The sequence below is a fragment of the Endozoicomonas sp. ISHI1 genome (assembly GCF_024606225.1).
GTDB lineage: Bacteria > Pseudomonadota > Gammaproteobacteria > Pseudomonadales > Endozoicomonadaceae > Endozoicomonas_A.
The window spans coordinates 1-20,744 of sequence record NZ_JAGRPU010000037.1 but is presented as its reverse complement, the minus strand read 5'-3'; the positions used below and the strand labels follow the sequence as shown (position 1 = coordinate 20,744).

Annotated in this window: 6 protein-coding genes; all 6 read left to right on the top strand. The window is 48.3% G+C overall.

Translation table 11 applies throughout. From position 1 onward, the window contains the following. Nucleotides 1–135 precede the first annotated feature (135 nt). Nucleotides 136–3,831 (top strand): DUF4116 domain-containing protein, encoded by a 3,696-nt coding sequence (locus KBW69_RS18965; RefSeq protein WP_257281882.1) that lies wholly within the window; start codon nucleotides 136–138, stop codon nucleotides 3,829–3,831. 177 nt (nucleotides 3,832–4,008) lie between these two features. Further along, nucleotides 4,009–7,635, top strand: a complete 3,627-nt coding sequence (locus KBW69_RS18960) for a DUF4116 domain-containing protein (protein WP_257281881.1) — start codon at nucleotides 4,009–4,011, stop codon at nucleotides 7,633–7,635. 187 nt (nucleotides 7,636–7,822) lie between these two features. Continuing rightward, a complete protein-coding gene (locus tag KBW69_RS18955; RefSeq protein ID WP_257281880.1) occupies nucleotides 7,823–11,425 on the top strand; it encodes a PEP/pyruvate-binding domain-containing protein in 3,603 nt (1,200 codons plus the stop codon). 187 nt (nucleotides 11,426–11,612) lie between these two features. Further along, nucleotides 11,613–15,212, top strand: coding sequence for a PEP/pyruvate-binding domain-containing protein (locus tag KBW69_RS18950; RefSeq protein WP_257281878.1), 3,600 nt, complete (start codon nucleotides 11,613–11,615; stop codon nucleotides 15,210–15,212). 210 nt (nucleotides 15,213–15,422) lie between these two features. Further along, entirely contained in the window at nucleotides 15,423–19,076 is a 3,654-nt protein-coding gene (locus tag KBW69_RS18945; RefSeq protein WP_257281877.1) for a PEP/pyruvate-binding domain-containing protein, read from the top strand. A gap of 199 nt (nucleotides 19,077–19,275) precedes the next feature. Further along, a partial coding sequence (locus tag KBW69_RS18940) for a PEP/pyruvate-binding domain-containing protein (RefSeq protein WP_257281876.1) occupies nucleotides 19,276–20,744 on the top strand: 1,469 nt, incomplete at its 3' end.

Below are 20,744 nucleotides of genomic sequence, written 5' to 3'. Positions count from 1 at the left end.
TGTTGTGGTTCTTTCTATTGCTTGCTTCAGGCCGACGAGTGAATTTTATGAAAACATCATGGTCAAAAGAAAGTAATTAATTAAAGCGGAAGCTACTAAATCATGGGTGAATATTAACTTAAAAGGGATATTGTTGTGTTACCTGCCGAATTTGACAAATCACATCACCACGTACTGACAAAGAATCCAATTCAGGATACTGGGGCCAGTAGTCCATTCCAAAGTCATTTCGGTGGTCCTGATACCACTGGCGTTGCGATCGACGAAACGCCACTGGTCAAGCGCATCTGCAGAGCCAGCAGTTTATCTTTTTCAGATCAGGCTGCTGACTATTCTCCATCCAACCGGAAACAACTTGGGGGTAAGGGAATGTTTTTGCAGCGTATGCAGGCAATAGAAGTGCCTGTGCCACCGTTCAAATGTGTTACAGCCCGGGCAATGAATGCACTTGAACAACACCCGCTGGATACCCATTGTTTAGCGCGCTACCTCCAGGGGATTGTCCCTGAACCAGAGGCGGAGTGCAGTCTGATGAAGATCAGGGAACTCCTCAATACCCTGCCACCTTCAGAGCAAGACAAAAGGAATGAATGGCTGGAGGGTCTGGCGACCTTTGTTGCCAGCAGTGACTTTTACGAACAGGTTAAAGATTCTGAAGTGGCCCGGCATATGAGAGATCTGCGCAGTCAGCTGATCGGACTCTCGACATCACAGCCGTTGATTGTTCGCAGTTCTGGCATCAACGAAGACGACTACGGCGATGCCCAGGCGGGTAAATACCTCTCTGAAGTTCAGGGAGAAGAGGATGTTTTGCGTACCTGTCTTAAGGTCATGGCCTCAGGTTACCGGCCTGAAGTCTGTCCCGGAGTGATACCACCCCCCATGGCGCTGATCATTCAGCAGTGTATTGACTGCCAATATGGTGGGGTCGCCATGAGCTTTCAATCCTTTCAGGATGATACTGTCAGGGTTGAGTACACACCCGGTCAGCCCAGGGGGGTAGTGGCAGGACAGTCAGGTAATACGCCCCACCGCATTGACATTTTTCGCGAAGAAGGCGCTAAAAGCTGGCAATACTTTCCCGGAACGGTTTCAAATCCATTCATCCTCCAAAAAAACAGTGAAAACAACGGCTATTCGGAAACAAGAATTGATGATGCGAAACCTCAATCAGACGACGGAAGGCATATACTCAGTGATGATACGGTTTCAACACTCAGGGAGATGGTGACAAAGCTGGAAGGCCTGTTGCTTTGCCCTGTGGATGTTGAGTTTGCCATCGATCATCAGGGTTGCCTGTTCCTATTGCAGGTGCGCCCCATAACCCGACTCACTGGCGACATGGAATTTGCCGTATCCGTACCGGAAGACAGTCTGGCCAGTGGCGAGGCTGTCAGCGAAGGTTATTGTACCGGCTCCATCTGGCTGGCCAAAAAAGGAGCGTCAGACACTATGCCAGAGGGAGCCATAGTCGTGGCCCACCATGCTCAAGAGTGGATGCTTGAGCCTGGCTTTCTGAAGCGGGCAGGGGGTTTTGTCTTTGCCGAAGGAGGATTTAATGATCATGTAGCGATCCTTATGAGACAGGAAGTAAAAACCTTAATGCTGGCCGGCGAACAATTTGCAGCAGTGGCCGTTCATGATGGCCAACAGGCGACACTGGCCTGCGCCCGCTTTAACGGTCAGCCCGGAGCCTTTATTATTGCCGGTGACCTTACCGAAAAACTGGCGAGTCACAGAAGCCTGTCTTCTGCTGTCTCTGATGTGCCGTTAGCAACAGCTGTCCCGTCATGGGATGATTTGTCACCCTCTGAAGACACATTCAGTCAGGTCGCCAGGGGTTTTCAGTGGCTCACGGATCAAAATGCCCGTTTGTTGGCATTTTTTGCCTCCGGCGGCGGACTGGATTGTCTGGCAAACCCCATAAAACTGAGCATGTCGCCGCAACGATCAAAGATACTGGCAGAGACTAAGGAGAGTGTAAAAAGGTTAATTTATGGGGCTGAAGCACAGCTGAAAGGTTACCGGGCCTTTTTGTTGCTGGCGGGTGAAAAGGGTTCATCCGGGGTGAAGCCATTGCTGAAAGATTTATCGCAACTGAGCAACCGGTTTGAGGCGCTGAAACAAACCATTGGATTCGGGTTAGAGAGTATCATTCTGCCCATGCAAGCCGCTGAGGAAGGGCAGGTATCCCAGAGACTGTTTCGCCAGTGGGTGTCAGCCTGTCATCAGCTACAATCCTGTCTTCAAGCACTCGATCCTCGAAAGGCTGAGCAGGTTCTGAGTGTTCATGAGCTGATTTTTGCCCTGCATCAGTGCTTCATAAAGGCACTGGCACCGGTCGCTCTGGCTTCGGGTCGCGGCAGGCTGACCAGGGAAAGGGATGTCACCTATGTTGATTGCACGACTCCGGGTAAAACGTTGACGCTGTTGAGTCCTTCCTGCAAGGCATCCATCAAAAAATCAGGGCTTTCAGCCACTGTCGTCAGTCTGGATGATGTCCTGATTGTAAACCTGATGTTAGGATTTCACGTGGGTCTCATCGAGCTACTTGAACACGCAGAGGGAGGAAAAGGGCGAACCTTGCGGCTGAAATTTTCTGACGTGTTTAATGAGTTTTATTGCGATCATAAAGTTGGCAAGTTAAAACGTATGTGGTTTTTGGTGCAGTTACTGAAAGCGATCGAACTGGATAAAAATGCTGATGGTATTAAGTTGTCTTGCAACGCAGTGGCAGGAGAAATAATCATCGAATGGCACCGAATGGAATCACGTGAAACCATGCAAGATGCCTTTGGAAAACTGCTGATTGTACTAGACGCTATGTTTAATCTGGATCAACAATTGGAACACACTGCCATCTTTGAAGGAGATCAGTGGGACTTTAACTTGCTTGCACAACGCCTTAACAGGCAAGTTGTGACAGAAGCCGATAGATTTGCCTTTCAACATTGCCTTTTCTCATTGTTTTACAGAAAGGGTTACTGTATTACTCCCGCTTGCTGCCAGTTATTAAGCGACCACCTCCAACAGATTGTTAATCTTGCTGAGCGACTGGATGAGTGTCAGTGGTTAGTATTATGCGGAAGAAAGCCGGAGGACAGTGTTCGGAAAATGTTAATGAGTGATGAGATCAGTGAGGACGCCCGCAAGGAAGTTTTGCATCACTTTTTATTGTTTGATCCCAAAAACGCTATTCGAGTGGTTGAGCATGTGTATGACCTGAGAAATCAATACTTTATTATCAATCGATCCTACAGTTACAGACTGAATTTTTATATTCCCCCGTTTCACTCGCTTCCGGATAATAAAGAAAAGCTCAAGAATGTTTTGCTGAAGCACGGATTAAAATATGCCAGCCAACGTGTACGAAATGATAGAGAGCTGGTATTAGAAGCCATTGCAAAACATCCACTTGATCTGCAATATGCAAGTGAAGAAATGAAGAGAGATAAAGAAGTTGTCTTAGCCGCAGTCAATCGGAATGGCTATTGTATGGGTCATGCCAGCCCGAAGCTTCAGGATGATTATGAGTTTGTTATGACAGCTGTCGAAAAAAGTCCTGAAGCTCTTCGGTATGCCAGTGAAAGAATCCGAAGGGATAAAAATATTATTAATAGTGTCATTGCTCATAGCATTAAATTCTTAATGGATGCCAGTGAAACGGTGTTGAATGATCGCGACTATATACTCGACTTAATTGCAAAGGAACCTCTGGCTTTCAAATATGCGGCTGCCGAGCTTCAACGTGATAAAGCTTTTATCGATTCAGCCATTCTGAGAAATCCCAAAGTGATTGAATACACCAGAAAATGTTCGGATAAGGTCTGATTGGCTCTGACAACGTTGACCAGTGCAAAACGTGTTGCCAGCTTATTGTTATTTTTCTATTGCCTGCTTCAGGCTGCCGGGTGAACTTTACTAAAAAATTATTGTCAAAAGGAGGTGGTTTATTGATGTGCCAGCTATCAAAACATGGATTCATATTAACATGAGAGGGATATCTTGATGTTACCTGCTACCTTTGATCCTGAAATTCCGGGAACGAATCAAAATCAGAATGCCGGGGCTTCTGGTTCATCCAGCAGGGTCAGTCGTTCAGCCAAAAGGCAATTAAGTTCTCCTGGTGCCAGTAGTATTACTGACCCAGTGTCGCTGGTTAAGCGCAGCTGCCGTTCTGCTTCAGATAAGGCTCTCATGTACCGGGAACAACTTGGGGGCAAGGGGTTGTTTTTGTGGCGCATGGAGAACGCCGATTTGCCTGTTCCATCATTCCAGTGTGTGACCGCTCAGGTCATGGAGGCTCTCGAGCAATACCCGCTGGATAGTCATCGTTTAGGCCCCTGTCTCCCGAGGATCGTCGATGAACCGGAGGCAAAGATCAGTCTGGCGAACATCAGGGAGCGCCTCAATGCTTTGCCACCTTCAGAGCAAACCAAAAGAGATAGCTGGCTGGCGGGTCTGGCGGCATTTATTGCCAGTGAGGACTTTTATGAGCAGGTTAAAGATTCAGAAGTGGCCCGACACATCAGGGGGCACGGACTATCAACATCAGAGCCGCTTATTGTCCGCAGTTCCGGGATCAATGAAGATGATTACGGCGATGCCCAGGCGGGCAAATACCTGTCTGAAGTTCAGGGAGAAGAGGATGTTTTGCGTACCTGTCTTAAGGTCATGGCCTCAGGTTACCGGCCTGAAGTCTGTCCCGGAGTGATATCTCCACCTATGGCGCTGGTCATTCAACAGTGCATTAATTGCCAATATGGTGGGGTCGCCATGAGCTTTCGGTCCTTTCAGGATAATACCATCAGGGTTGAGTACACTCTCGGTCAACCCAGAGGTGTAGTGGCAGGGCAGTCCGGCAACACGCCTCACCGCATTGATATTTATCGCGAGGATCGTAAAGAAGAAGCCGACAGCTCTCAATACTTTCCCGGAACAATCTCAAGTTACTTCACCTTGCGCAAGAACAATAACGGCTATTCGGAAACAAGAATCGATGATGCCGGTGCGCAATCAAACGCCGTTGAGCAACAACTCAGTGATGATATGGTTTCAGACCTTAGGGAGGCGGTGACAAAGCTGGAAGATCTGTTGTGCTGCCCCGTGGATGTGGAATTTGGCATCGATCATCAGGATCGTCTGTTTCTGTTTCAGGTGCGCCCCATAACCCGACTCACTGGCGGCATGGAATTTGCCGTATCCGTACCGGAAGACAGTCTGGCCAGTGGCGAGGCTGTCAGCGAAGGTTATTGTACCGGCTCCATCTGGCTGGCCAAAAAAGGAGCGTCAGACACTATGCCAGAGGGAGCCATAGTCGTGGCCCACCATGCTCAAGAGTGGATGCTTGAGCCTGGCTTTCTGAAGCGGGCAGGGGGTTTTGTCTTTGCCGAAGGAGGATTTAATGATCATGTAGCGATCCTTATGAGACAGGAAGTAAAAACCTTAATGCTGGCCGGCGAACAATTTGCAGCAGTGGCCGTTCATGATGGCCAACAGGCGACACTGGCCTGCGCCCGCTTTAACGGTCAGCCCGGAGCCTTTATTATTGCCGGTGACCTTACCGAAAAACTGGCGAGTCACAGAAGCCTGTCTTCTGCTGTCTCTGATGTGCCGTTAGCAACAGCTGTCCCGTCATGGGATGATTTGTCCCCCTCTGAAGACACATTCAGTAAGGTCGCCAGCGGTTTTCAATGGCTCACGGATCAAAATGCCCGTTTGTTGGCATTTTTTGCCTCCGGCGGCGGACTGGATTGTCTGGCAAACCCGATAAAACTGAGCATGTCGCCGCAACGATCAAAGCTACTGGCAGAGACCTGTGACAGCGTAAAACGGCTGGTTCATGGGGCTGAAGCTCTGCTGGATGGGTATCATGCATTCCTGCGGCTGGCGGGTAGCAGAGCTTCATCCGAGATCGAAATATTGCTGGATGAATTATTGCAACTGAGCAGCCGGTTCGAGACGCTGAAACGAACTATCCGGTCAGGGCTAAAGAGTATCATCCTTCCAGTGCAAGCCACTGAAAAAGGGCAGCTATCCCCGGGAATATTTCGTCACTGGGTGGCAGACTGTCATCAGTTACAATCCTGTCTCCAGGCACTCGACCCTTATGAGGCTGAGCAGATCCGGAGCGTGCATGAACTGATTTTTGCCCTGCATCAGCGCTTCGTAAAGGCGCTTTCACCGGTCACAGTGGCCTCGGGTCAGGGCAGGATCTCTCCAGAACAGTGCATCACCTATATCGATTGCAGGGCTCTGACTGAAACGGAAGCACTATTGAGTCCAGCCTGCAAAGCATCCCTCGATGCATTAATGATTCTTAACGGGGTTGTCATCATTATGGATGAAGCCTTGATTGTTAATCTGAGGTTAGGATCTCATGTGAGCGTTATCGAGCTACTTGAACATGCAGAGGGTGGGAAAGGACGAACCCTGCGGCTGAAATATTCTGACCAATTTGGTAGTGCTGATGACCGTATTACACGCGGCAAGTTCAAACGTATGTGGTTTCTGGTGGAGTCACTGAAAGCGATCGAACTGGATGAAAATGCGGATAGCATAAAGCTAAATTGTAACGCCATAGCGGGAGAAATTATCGTCGAATGCCCCCGAATAAGATCACGTCCAATCATTCGGGAGGCGTTTGTAAAGCTGACGACGGTGTTACGATCACTCCGGAATTTGGATCTGTTCTTTAGTCAAAGAACCATTTTTGAAGGAGGTCAGTGGAGCTTTAACTCGCTTGTACAACGCCTTAATAGCGGTGTTTCGGCAGAAGCCAATAGATTTGCCTTTCAGCATTGCCTTTTCCTAATGTCTGTGGGGGAGCGAATTCGAATTGATCCGGGTTACTACCAGTTATTAAGCAACCGTCAACAACATTTTATTGATTATGGTCGACGGCTAGCTACATCGAACGACAATTTTTGCGAAGTGTTAATGAGTGATCAACACTCTAAGGAAATCTTCAGGGAGCTATACCATCATTTTTTATTCTTAGATCCTGATAAGGCTTATCAATGGGTTGAGCTTTTGTATCCTCATTTGAAAGATCAGTATTACTTTATCAAGCCGTCCTACAGTTACAGTCTGGAGTTTCATCTTCCACCGGCGCAGTTGTCTGATGGACAAAAAGAAAAGGTCAAGAGTTTTCTGCTCAGGGCTGGCATGAAATATGCTAGCCAACGAATTCGAAATGATAAAGAGCTTGTATTAGCAGTCATTTCATTGGATCCATCTTGCCTGGAAGGTGTCAGTGAAGAGCTAAAGAATGATAAACAGGTCGTCCTGGCTGCAGTCACCATCGATGGCGATTGTCTGCAAGAGGCCGGACCCGAACCACGGGATAATGAAGAGGTTGTCATAGCCGCTATCAAAGATTATCCAGCAGCTCTGGAATATGCCAGTGACAGAATTCGAAATGATAAAAACATTATTAAAACCTTAGTGGCTTTTAATGTTTCTATCTTAAGCTATGTCAGTAAAACGCTTTTAAAGGATCGCCGGTGTATGCTCGAACTCATTGAAATAAATCCTGAAGCTTTCAGTTATGCTGCTGCCGGGCTTAAAGATAATAAGGCGTTTATCAATGAAGCAAAACAAAGAAACCCCGAAGTTCGTCAATACCTCAGATAACCTGCGAATAAGGTCTGATTGATTCAGACAACGTTGACCCGTGCAAACCCTGTTGCCAGCCTATTGTTGTTTTTTCTACTGCATGCTTAAAGCTGAAGGGTGAACTTTATAAAAACAATATTGTCAGATACAAGTAACGACTTACCGTCGAATCATGGATGAATATTAACATGAGAGGGATATCTTTATGTTACCTTTATCACCAGCAATAATTGGTAGATCAGATACTCAAAGTCTGGCAACTGCCTGCGATCAGAATACCGGAGCTGATAGTTCACCCGAAAGCTGTTTCGATGATCTTGATCCCATTGGCGTTCCCGACGCAACGCCACTCTCCAACCGCAAATGCCGCTCACCTGTTCCAGATCAGGCTGCTAATTGTTCTCCTGACAACCGGGAACAACTTGGGGGCAAGGGAATGTTTTTACAGCGCATGAAGGAAGCCGGTTTGTCTGTGCCACCGTTTCAGTGTGTGACCACTTCGGTCATGAATGCGCTGGAACAACACCCTCTGGATATCCAGCGTCTGGCAAACGATCTCCCCTGGATCGTCGATGAACCGCAGGCAGAGATCAGTCTGGCAAACATCAGGGAGCGCCTCAATGCTTTGCCACTTTCAGAGCAAACCAAAAGAGATAGCTGGCTGGCGGGTCTGGCGGCATTTATTGCCAGTGAGGACTTTTATGAGCAGGTTAAAGATTCAGAAGCGGCCCGACACATCAGGGATCACGGACTATCAACATCACAGCCGGTGATTGTCCGCAGTTCTGGCATCAATGAAGACAATTACGGCGATGCCCAGGCGGGCAAATATCTCTCTGAAGTTCAGGGAGAAGAGGATGTTTTGCGTACCTGTCTTAAGGTCATGGCCTCAGGTTACCGACCTGAAGTCTGTCCCGGACTGATACCTCCACCCATGGCACTGATCATCCAACAGTGCATTGACTGCCAATATGGTGGGGTCGCCATGAGCTTTAAGTCCTTTCAGGATAATACTATCAGGGTTGAGTACACTCCCGGTCAACCCGGAAGTGTAGTGGCAGGGCAGTCCGGTAACACGCCTCACCGCATTGATATTTATCGCGAGGATCGCAAAGAAGAAGCTGGCGGCTCTCAATACTTTCCCGGAACGATCTCAAGTTACTTCACCCTGTGCAAGAACAATAACGGCTATTCGGAAACAAGAATGGATGATGCCGATGGCCAATCAAACGACGTTGAACAACAACTCACTGATGACATGATTTCAGACCTCAGGTGGGCGGTGACAGAGCTGGAAGACCTGTTGTGCTGCCCCGTGGATGTGGAGTTTGCCATTGATCATCAGGGTCGCCTGTTTTTGTTGCAGGTTCGACCGGTTACCCGACTTTCTGGCGGCATGGATTTCGCCATGCCCATACCCGAAGAGACCCTGGCCATCGGTGAGGGTGTCAGCGAAGGTTTTTGCACCGGATCACTCTGGCTGGCTAAAGAACAAGCGGCAGACTCTATGCCAGAGGGTGCCATAGTCGTGGCCCGACACGCTGAAGACTGGATGCTTGAGCCTCGGTTTCTTGAGCGGGCAGGAGGTTTTGTCACTGCCGCAGGAGGATTCAATGATCATGTAGCGATCCTCATGAAACAGCAACGAAAAACTTTGATGCTGGCCGGTGGGCACTATGCGGCAGTGGCTGCCCGGGTTGGCCAACAGGCGACGCTGGCCTGCGCCCGCTTTAACGAAAAACCCGGAGCCTTCGTTGTTGCCGGTGACATCACCGGTAAACTGGTGAGTCACAGAAGCCTGTCTTCTGCTGTCTCTGATTTGCCGTTAGCAACAGCTGTCCCGTCATGGGATGATTTGTCCCCCTCTGAAGACACATTCAGTCAGGTCGCCAGCGGTTTTCAATGGCTCACGGATCAAAATGCCCGTTTGTTGGCATTTTTTGCCTCCGGCGGCGGACTGGATTGTCTGGCAAGCCCGGTAAAACTGAGCATGTCGCCACAACGATCAAAGCTACTGGCAAAGACCTGTGACAGCGTAAAACGGCTGGTTCATGGGGCTGAAGCACTGCTGGATGGATATCATGCGTTTTTGCAACTGGCGGGTAATAGCCGTACACACAGGGTCAAGTCATTGCGGGATGAGTTACCGCAACTGATCCACCGATTCGAGATGTTGAAACAGGCCATTCACTCCCGTTTAGAGAGTATCATTCTTCCTATGCAAGCTGCCGAAGAAGGACAGCTATCCCCGGGAATATTTCGTCAGTGGGTAGCTGACTGTCATCAGTTACAGTCCTCTCTTCAGGCACTTACCCCTGGGAGCGCCGAGCTGGTGCAAAGCGTCCATGAGCTGGTTTTTGCCTTGCATCAGCGTTTTGTAAAGGCATTGGCACCGGTCGCTGAGGCTTCCGCTCAGGGCAAGCTTTCCAGTAAAGGTCGCGTTACCTATGTTGATTGCACGGCTCCGGGTAACCCGGATGAGAAGGCGCCACTACTGGAAATGTCCTGCAAAACATCAATCGAAGCATCAGGGTGTTCAGGGACTGTTATCAGTATGGATGAAGCCGTGATTGTTAACCTTAAACTTGGCTGTCATGTGAGCCTTATTGAGCTGCTTGAACGCGCAGAGGGTGGGAAAGGACGGACCTTGAGACTGACATTTTCTGATAAATTTGATGGATATGATGAAAAGGAGAAATCCTGCAAGTTCAAGCGTATGTGGTTCCTGGCGCAATTATTAAGAGAGATCGAACTGGATAAAAATGCTGATAGCATGAAGTTGAGCTGCAACGCCGTAGCGGGTGCAATGACCGTCGAATGTGCCCAAATGTTATCAACTAAAACCATGCAGGAGGCCTTTAAACAACTGATGATTGTTTTACCTTCTATGTGTGATCTGGATGTTGAGTTGAGGGGCATACCCATTTTTGAAGGAGGTCAGTGGGACTTTAATTTGCTTGCACAACGCCTTAATCGTGATGTTGCGACAGAAACGGATAGATTTGCCTTTCAACATTGCCTATTCGTAATGTCCAGTCGGACTAAAAGTGCCTGGCTCTATACTGCCCCTTGCTGTCAGTTATTGAGCAAACACCATCAACAATTTACTCATTATGTTCATCGGCTAAGTATATGGCACATGTCGTTAATTTGTCGGGAAACACCGGAAGAAAGTGCGCGGGAAATCTTAATGAGTGATGAGATCGGTGAGGACACCCGCAGGGAACTCTTAAATCATCTTCTATTATTGACTCCCATAAGAGCTACTGAACTGGTTGAGCAAGTCTATGACATGGGGAATCAATGCTTTGTTATCAAGCCATCTTACAATTACAGATTGGAGTTTTATGCACCACCGGGCCAGCCACTTGGGGATCATAAAGAAAAGATCAGGAATGCCGTGGTGAAGCATGGGCTGAAATATGCCAGCCAACGGGTTCTGAATGATAAAAACTTTGCATTATCTGCCATTTCAGAATATCCCGCAGAACTGCGATATTTGAGTGAAAAGCTGAGGGATGATAGCTATGTCGTCATGGCCGCTATCGCAAAGTATCCAGAATCTTTGCAGTATGCCAGTGAAAGACTACGAGGCGATAAAGACATTATTCGAATAGCCATTGCTGAAAGTATTCATTCCTTATTGTTAGTCACTGAAAAGGTATTGAAGGATCGCCGGTTTATGCTCGAATTAATTGAAAAAAATCCTCGAGCTTTCAATTATGCTGCTGCCGAGCTTAAATATGATAAGGCTTTTATCAATGAAGCAGAACAAAGAAACCCCGAAGTTCGTCAATACCACAGATAACCTGCGGATAAAGTCTGATCGATCCGGACAACGTTGACCATTGAAAACCCTGTTGTCAGCCTACTGTTTTTTTTCTACTGCGTGCCTGAAGCTGATGGGTGAACTTTATAAAAACATTATTGTCGAATCAAAAACAATGGCTCGCCATTGAATTATGGATGAATATTAACCTGATAGGGCTATCATTATGTTACCCTTGCCTGCAAACATTGACAGATCAAATCCTCAAAGCCTGCCAGCCGGACCAAAGCAGGACAGGGGGGCTGATCGTGCTTCCAAAAAACGTCTCGGCGATTCTGTTACCCATAGTGTTCCGCTCAGCCAAACGTCACTGTCCAAGCGTTTCTGCCGTCCATCTGTTTCAGCTCAGGCTGCTGTTCTTCCCCCCAACCGGGAACAACTTGGGGGCAAGGGAATGTTTTTACAGCGCATGAAGGAAGCCGGTTTGTCTGTGCCACCGTTTCAGTGTGTGACCACTTCGGTCATCAATGAGCTGGAACAACAGCTTCTGGATGTCCAATGTCTGGCTCACTATCTCCCCGGGATCATCGATGAACCGAAGGCGGAGATCAGTCTGGCGGACATCAGGGAACGCCTCAATGCTTTATCACTTTCAGAGCAAACCAAAAGAGATAGCTGGCTGGCGGGTCTGGCGAAATTTATTGCCAGTGAGGACTTTTATAAGCAGGTTAAAGATTCGGAAGCGGCCCGACACATCAGGGATCACGGACCATCAACATCACAGCCGGTGATTGTCCGCAGTTCTGGCATCAATGAAGACAATTACGGCGATGCCCAGGCGGGCAAATATCTGTCTGAAGTTCAGGGAGAAGAGGATGTTTTGCGTACCTGTCTTAAGGTTATGGCCTCAGGTTACCGACCTGAAGTCTGTCCCGGACTGATACCTCCACCCATGGCACTGATCATCCAGCAGTGCATTGACTGCCAATATGGTGGGGTCGCCATGAGCTTTCGGTCCTTTCAGGATAATACCATCAGGGTTGAGTACACTCTCGGCCAACCCAGAGGTGTAGTGGCAGGGCAGTCCGGTAACACGCCTCACCGCATTGATATTTATCGCGAGGATCGCAAAGAAGAAGCTGGCGGCTCTCAATACTTTCCCGGAACGATCTCAAGTTACTTCACCCTGTGCAAGAACAATTACGGCTATACGGAAACAAGAATGAATGATGCCGATGGCCAATCAAACGACGTTGAACAACAACTCACTGATGACATGATTTCAGACCTCAGGTGGGCGGTGACAGAGCTGGAAGACCTGTTTTGCTGCCCCGTGGATGTGGAGTTTGCCATTGATCATCAGGGTCGCCTGTTTCTGTTGCAGGTTCGTCCGGTTACCCGACTTTCTGGCGGCATGGATTTCGCCATGCCCATACCCGAAGAGACTCTGGCCATCGGCGAGGGTGTCAGCGAAGGCTATTGCACCGGGGCACTCTGGCTGGCCAAACACCCGGCGACAGACTCTATGCCAGAGGGAGCTATTGTCGTGGCTCACCACGCTGAAGAGTGGATGCTTGAGCCTGAGTTCCTGGAGCGGGCAGGAGGTTTTGTCATTGCGGTAGGAGGATTCAATGATCATGTAGCGATCCTCATGAAACAGCAACGAAAAACTTTGATGCTGGCCGATGGTCACTATGCGGCCGTGGTTGCTCAGGTTGGCCAACAGGCGACACTGGTCTGCGCCCGCTTTAAGGGTAAGTCTGGAGCCTTTATTGTTGCCGGTGACATTACCGGTAAACTGGCCAGTCATGGAAGTCTATCCTCTGCTGTTTATGATGTGCCGTTAGCAACAGCTGTCCCGTCACGGGATGATTTGTCCCTCTCTGAAGACACGTTCCGTCAGGTCGCCAGCGGTTTTCAATGGCTCACGGATCAAAATGCCCGTTTGTTGGCATTTTTTGCCTCCGGCGGCGGACTGGGTTGTTTGGCAAACCCGATAAAATTGAGTATGTCGCCACAAAGATTAAATTTACTGGCCGAGACCTGTGACAGCGTAAAACGGCTGGTTCACGGGGCTGAAGCACTGCTGGACGGGTGCCAGGCATTCTTGCAACTGGCGGGCAAGAGTCGTTCACACAGGGTCAAGTCATTTCGGCATGAATTACCGCAGCTGATCAACCGGTTCCAGATGTTGAAAAAGACCATCGAATCCGGGTTAAAGAGTATCATTCTTCCTGTGCAAGCCGCCGAAGAAGGACAGCTATCCCCGGGAATATTTCGTCAGTGGGTGGCAGACTGTCATCAGCTTCAATCCTGTCTTCAGGCACTCAACCCTGATAGCGCTGAGCAGGTGCGAAGTGTCCATGAGCTGATTTTTTCCTTGCATCAGCGTTTTGTAGAGGTATTGGCACCGGTCGCTCTGGCTTCGGGTCAGGGCAGGCTTTCCAAGAAAGATCGCGTTACCTATGTTGATTGCAGGGCTCCGGGTAAGCCGGATGATAAGGCACCAATACTGAGGCAGTCCTGCAAAACATCAATCAAAGCATTAGGGTGTTCAGGGACAGTTATCAGTATGGATGAAGCTGTGATTGTTAATCTGAATCTTGGCAGTCATGTGAGCCTTATCGAGCTACTTGAAAACGCAGAGGGGGGCAAAGGACGAACCTTGAGGCTGAAATTTTCTGACGACTTTGATAGAACTGATAATGATGAGAAATCCGGCAAATTCCGGCGTATGTGGTTTCTGGCGCAGTTATTGAAGGAGATCGAACTGGATAAAAATGCTGATAGCATGAAGCTGAGTTGCAACGCCGTAGCGGGTGAAATGAACGTCGAATGCTCCCGCATGAGATCACCTGAAACCATGCAGCATGCCTTTGAAAAACTGATCATTGTGTTACGTGCTATGTGTAATCTGGATATTGAGCTGAAGGGCAGACCCATTTTTGAAGGAGGTCAGTGGGACTTTAACTTATTTGCACAGCGCCTTAATCCTGATGTTGCGACAGAGGCAGATAGATTCGCTTTTCAACATTGCCTTTTCGCAATGTCTTATCAAAATAAAAGCACCTTCTCCAAGACTGCCCCTTGCTGTCGGTTATTGAGCAAACACCATCAACAATTTGCTCATTATGCCCATCGGTTCGGTATGTATCATTTGTCATTGGATCGTGGGAGAAAACCAAAAGAAAGTGAGCAGGAAATCTTAATGAGTGCTGAGATGAGCGAGGACATCCGCAGGGAGCTCTTACACCATTTTTTATTATTTTATCCCGTAAGCGCTGTTAGATTGATTGAGCAAGTGTATGACATCGGAAATCAATGCTTTGTTATTAATCCATCCAGGAATTACAGATTGGAGTTTTATGTACCACCGGGCCAGCCACTTGGGGATCATAAAGAAAAGATCAGGAATACCTTGCTGAAGCATGGGCTGGAATATGCCAGCCAGCGGGTTCGGAATGATAAAAACTTTGTATTACCCGCGTTTTCAGGAGATCCCTGCGAACTGGGAGATTTGAGTGAAGAGCTGAAGAATGATAGCGATGTCGTTAAGGCCGCTATCGCTAAATGTCCCTTGGCTCTGCGTTATGCAAGTAAAAGACTTCGAGACGATAAAAATATTATCAGAATGGCCATTGCTGAAAGTATTTATCCCTTATCATATGCCAGTCAAAAGGTATTGGAGGATCGCCAGTGCATGCTCGACTTAATTGAAATAAATCCCCAAGCTTTCAATTATGCTGTTTCAGGACTTAAAGGTGATACGGCTTTTATTGAGGCAGCAAAACAAAGAAACCCGCAACTTCGTCAATACCTTAGATAATTTGCGAATAAGGCCTGATCGATTCAGATAACGTTGACCAGTGCAAACCCTGATGCCAGCCTGGTGTTGTTTTTTCTACTGCGTGCTTCAGGCTGGCGAGTGAACTTTATAAAAATATCATTGTCAAAAGTTAAGTAAGTAATCGTTTTATTCGTCATGCGATAGCGATTAAATCATGGATGAATAATAACATGAAGGGGAGGGATCTTGATGTTAAAATCTACTTTTGATGATGTCACAGCAAGTTTTCAAAGACTGACAACTGATCCCAATCAGGTTACTGAGGCTAATCGTTCACCTAAGAGGTATTTCAGTGATCTTAATCCCGGTGGCGTTCCCGACCCAACGCCACTAACCAAGCGTGCCTGCCGTTCACCTGTTTCAAATGAGGCTGCTGACTGTTCTCCTGCCAGTCGGGAACAACTTGGCGGCAAGGGGATGTTTTTGCAGCGCATGAAGGAAGCCGGTTTTCGTGTTCCACCCTTCGAGTGCGTTACTGCTCACGTTGTGAATGCCCTTGAACAACACCCTCTGGATATCCGGGGTCTTGAACATTATTTCCCCGGGATCGGCAATGAACCGGAGGCAGAGATCAGTCTGGCGATCATCAGGGAGCGCCTCAATGCTATGCCATCTTCAGAGCAAACCAAAAGGGATAACTGGCTGGCGGGTCTGGCGCAGTTTGTTGCCAGTGATGACTACTACGCACAGGTTAAAGATTCAGAAGCGGCCCGACAAATCAGGCATTTGCGTCGTAAGCTGGACGAACTCTCCACATCACAACCGGTGATTGTCCGCAGTTCTGGTATCAATGAAGATAACTACGGCGACGCTCAGGCGGGCAAATACCTCTCTGTGGTTCAGGAAGAAGACGATATTTTATGTACTTGCCTCAAGGTTATGGCTTCAGCTTACCGGCCTGAAGTCTGTTGCGAAGGCGTACCGCAGCCTATGGCATTGATTATCCAGCAGTGCATTGACTGTCGATTTGGCGGTGTCGCCATGAGCTTTAAATCTTTTCAGGATAATACCGTCAGTGTTGAGTACACACGCGGTCAACCCAAAGGCGTAGTGGCCGGGCAGTCCGGTAACACGCCTCACCGCATTGATATTTTTCGCGAGGATCGCAAAGAAGAAGCTGACAGCTCTCAATATTTCGCCGGGACGATCTCAAGTCACTTTACCCTGCACAAGAGCAATAACGGCTATTTGGAAATAAGAATTGATGATGCCAATGCCCAATCAAACGACGGTGGACAGAAACTCAGTGATAAAATGGTTGCTACCCTCAGAAAGGTGGTGACAGAGCTGGAAAACCTGTTGCTCTGCCCCGTGGATGTGGAGTTTGCCATCGATCATCAGGGTCGCCTGTTCCTGTTGCAGGTGCGCCCCATTACCCGACTCTCTGGTGACATGGCTTTTGCCATGCCCATACCTAAAGAGGCTCTGGCCATTGGCGAGAGCATCAGCGAAGGCTATTGCACTGGCCCCCTCTGGCTGGCCAATCGACGAGAGGTAGATTCAATGCCGGAGGGAGCTATTGTCTTGGCTGACCACGCTGAAGACTGGATGCTTGAGTCCAAATTCCTGAACCGGGCAGGAGGTTTTGTTTTGGCCGGAGCAGGATTCAATGATCATGTGGCAATCCTGCTGAAACAGGAACAAATACCCTTGATGCGGGCCGGTGGCCATTATTCGGCATTGGCCTCTCAGGAGGCTGGCCAACAGGCGACGCTGGCCTGCGCCCGTTTTAACGATGAGCCCGGAGCCTTTATTGTTGCCGGTGACCTTACCGGAAAACTGGCTTGTCACAGAAGCCTGTCCACTGCATTTTCTGATCTACCGTCAACAAAGGTCATCCCATCACGGGATGATTTATCCCCCCCAGAGGGCGCATTCCGCAAGGTCGCCAGCGGTTTTCAATGGCTCACGGATCAAAATGCCCGGCTGTTGGCATTTTTTGCCCCCGGCGGTGGACTGGATTGTCTGGCAAACCCCATAAAACTGAGCATGTCGCCACAACGATCAAAGATATTGGCAGAAACTGAGGAGATCGTACAAAGGTTGATTCATGGGGCTAAAGCACAGCTCAATGGCTACGGGGCATTCTTGCGGCTGGCGGTTAACAGCGATTCACAACAGCTCAAGTCACGGCTGGATGAGTTGCCGCAATTGATGAACCGGTTTGTGACGCTGGAACAGACCATCCAATCCGGGCTAAAGGCTATTACCCTTCCCTCGGATGATGGCAAAGAAGGACAGGTAACGTTTCGTCAGTGGGTGGCCGCCTGCCATCAGCTACAATCCTGTCTTCAGGCACTGAACCCCACTGAGGCTGAGCAGCTGCGGAGTGTCCATGACCTGATTTTTGCTCTGCATCAGCGCTTTGTAAATGCGCTGGCTCCGGTCAGTCTTGCTGCGGGTCAGGGCAGGATATCCAGGGAAGGGTCCATCACCTATCTTGATTGCACGACCCTGGACGAAAATGTGTCGATATTGAGGCCATCCGACAGAGCATTTCTTGAAAAAACACATCGTCCAGCGACTGTCGTCATTATGGATAATGCCTTGATTGTTAATCAGAAGCTTGGAAATCATTTCTGTCTTATCGAGCTACTTGAATACGCAGAAGGAGGGAAAGAACGAACCCTGCGGCTGACATTTGCTGACGAATTTGATAGTCCTGACGGCAGTGATGAGCCCAGCAAGTTAAAACGTATGTGGTTTCTGGTGAAGTTATTAAAAGCAATCGAACTGGATAAAAATGCTGATAGCATGAAGCTGAGTTTTAACGCTGTAGCGGGAGAAATTTTCGTCGAATGCTCCCAAATGAGTTCACGTGGTACTATGCAGGAGGCTTATGAAAAACTGATCATTGTGTTAAATGCTATGTATAATTTGGATCGTTGGCTGAAGGATAAAGTTATTTTTGAAGGAGATCAGTGGAACTTTGACTTGCTTGCACAACGCCTTAACAGAGATATTGCAACAGAAGCTGATAGATTCGCCTTTCGAGATTGCCTTTTTACAATCGCTTATGATTTTTGCACCATTGTTCCTGATTTCTACTCGTTATTAAGAAACCAGCACCAGCAGTTTATTAATCATGTTCAGTGTCTGTCCAAGTGTTTGAGCCGTGAATTGAAGGACGAGCTTCGGGAAATGTTCAAGAGTAATGAGATCGATGCGGACATCCGCAGGCAACTCTTACAACATCTTTTATTCAGATATCCTTCAGGCGCTATGCAATTGGTTGAGCTTTTATATTCCCATTTGAAAGGTCAATTCTTTGTTGTCAAACCCTCCTGCAGTGAATATCTGCAGTTTTATGCGCCACCGGGTCAGTTGCTTGGGGATCATAAAGAAAAGGTCAGGAATGCCCTGCTAAAGCATGGGTTAAAATATGCCAGTCAACGGGTTCTGAATGATAAAGACTTAGTATTACCCGCGTTAGAAAAACATCCAGATCAACTGAAATATGTGAGTGAAGAACTGAGGGATGATAGCGAAGTCGTTATGGCATCAGTCAGACGAGCGGGTACTCAGATACAATATGCCAGTCTGAAACTTAAGGATGATTATAAGCATGCAATGGTCGCTGTCGCACAGAATTCATTTTCTCTGATGTTTGTAAGTGAAAGACTCAAAGGCGATAAAAACATTATTCGAGTGGCCATTGCTGAAAGTATTTATGCCTTATCATATGCCAGTCAAAAGGCATTGAAGGATCGCCAGTGTATGCTCGACTTAATTGCAATAAATCCTCGAGCTTTCAAATATGCTGCTTCAGAGCTTAAAGATGATACGGCTTTTATCGAGGCAGCAAAACAAAGAAACCCCGAACTTCGTCAATACCTCAGATAATCTGCGAATAAGGTCTGATCGATTCAGACAACGCTGACCAGTGCAAACCCTGATGTTGTTTTTTCTACTGCGTGCTTCAGGCTGGCGAGTGAACTTTATAAAAATATCATTGTCAAAAGTTAAGTAAGTAATCGTTTTATTCGTCATGCGATAGCGATTAAATCATGGATGAGTAATAACATGAAGGGGGGGGATCTTGATGTTAAAATCTATTTTTGATTATGTCACAGCAAGTTTTCAAAGACTGACAACTGATCCCAATCAGGTTACTGAGGCTAGTCGTTCACCTAATCGTTCACCTAAAAGGTATTTCAGTGATCTTAATCCCGGTGGCGTTCCCGACCCAACGCCACTAACCAAGCGTGCCTGCCGTTCACCTGTTTCAAATGAGGCTGCTGACTGTTCTCCTGCCAGTCGGGAACAACTTGGCGGCAAGGGGATGTTTTTGCAGCGCATGAAGGAAGCCGGTTTTCGTGTTCCCCCCTTCGAGTGCGTTACTGCTCACGTTATGAATGCCCTTGAACAACACCCTCTGGATACCCGGGGTCTTGAACACTATTTCCCCGGGATCGGCAATGAACCGGAGGCAGAGATCAGTCTGGCGAACATCAGGGAATGCCTCAATGCTTTGCCGCTCTCAGAGCAAGCCAAAAGAGATAGCTGGCTGACGGGTGTGGCGAAATTTATTGCCAGTGAGGACTTTTATAAGCAGGTTAAAGATTCAGAAGCGGCGAGACACATCAGGGATCACGGGCTATTAACATCACAGCCGCTTATTGTCCGCAGTTCCGGGATCAATGAAGATAACTACGGCGATGCCCAGGCAGGCAAATACCTCTCTTTAGTTCAGGAAGAAGACGATATTTTACGAACCTGCCTTAAGGTCATGGCCTCAGGTTACCGGCCTGAAGTCTGTCCCGGAGTGATACCTCCACCCATGGCGCTTATCATCCAACAGTGCATTGACTGCCGATATGGTGGGGTCGCCATGAGTTTTCAATCCTTTCAGGATAAGACCGTCAGGATTGAATACACTCCCGGCCAACCCAGAGGTGTTGTGGCAGGGCAGTCCGGTAATACGCCTCACCGCATTGATATTTATCGCGAGGGTCTTACAGAAGAAGCTGGCAGCTCTCAATATTTTCCCGGAATGATCTCAAGTCACTTTGTTCTGCACAAGAACAATAACGGCTATTCGGAAACAAGCATTGATGATGCCGATACCCAATCAAACGACGTCGAACAACAACTCAGTGATGACATGGTTTCAGAGCTCAGGCGAGTGGTGACAGAGCTGGAAAACCTGCTGCTCTGCCCTGTGGACGTGGAGTTTGCCATCGATCATCAGGGTCGCCTGTTCCTGTTGCAGGTACGTCCTGTCACCCGACTCTCTGGCGGGATGGATTTCGCCATGCCTATACCTCAGGAGACCCTGGCCATCGGTGAGGGTGTCAGCGAAGGCTTCTGCACAGGGCCACTCTGGCTGGCCAGAAAACAAGCGGCAGGCTCTATGCCAGAGGGCGCCATTGTTGTGGCCCAACACGCTGAAGACTGGATGCTTGAGCCTGATTTTTTGGAGCGGGCAGGAGGCTTTGTCACTGCCACAGGAGGATTCAATGATCATGTAGCGATCCTCATGAAACAGAAACGAAAAACCTTGATGCTGGC

Coding starts and splice junctions, on each gene's coding strand:
- KBW69_RS18960 (WP_257281881.1), top strand. CDS start 4,009: ATGTTACCTGCTACCTTTGATCCTGAAATTCCGGGAACGAATCAAAAT.
- KBW69_RS18955 (WP_257281880.1), top strand. CDS start 7,823: ATGTTACCTTTATCACCAGCAATAATTGGTAGATCAGATACTCAAAGT.
- KBW69_RS18950 (WP_257281878.1), top strand. CDS start 11,613: ATGTTACCCTTGCCTGCAAACATTGACAGATCAAATCCTCAAAGCCTG.
- KBW69_RS18945 (WP_257281877.1), top strand. CDS start 15,423: ATGTTAAAATCTACTTTTGATGATGTCACAGCAAGTTTTCAAAGACTG.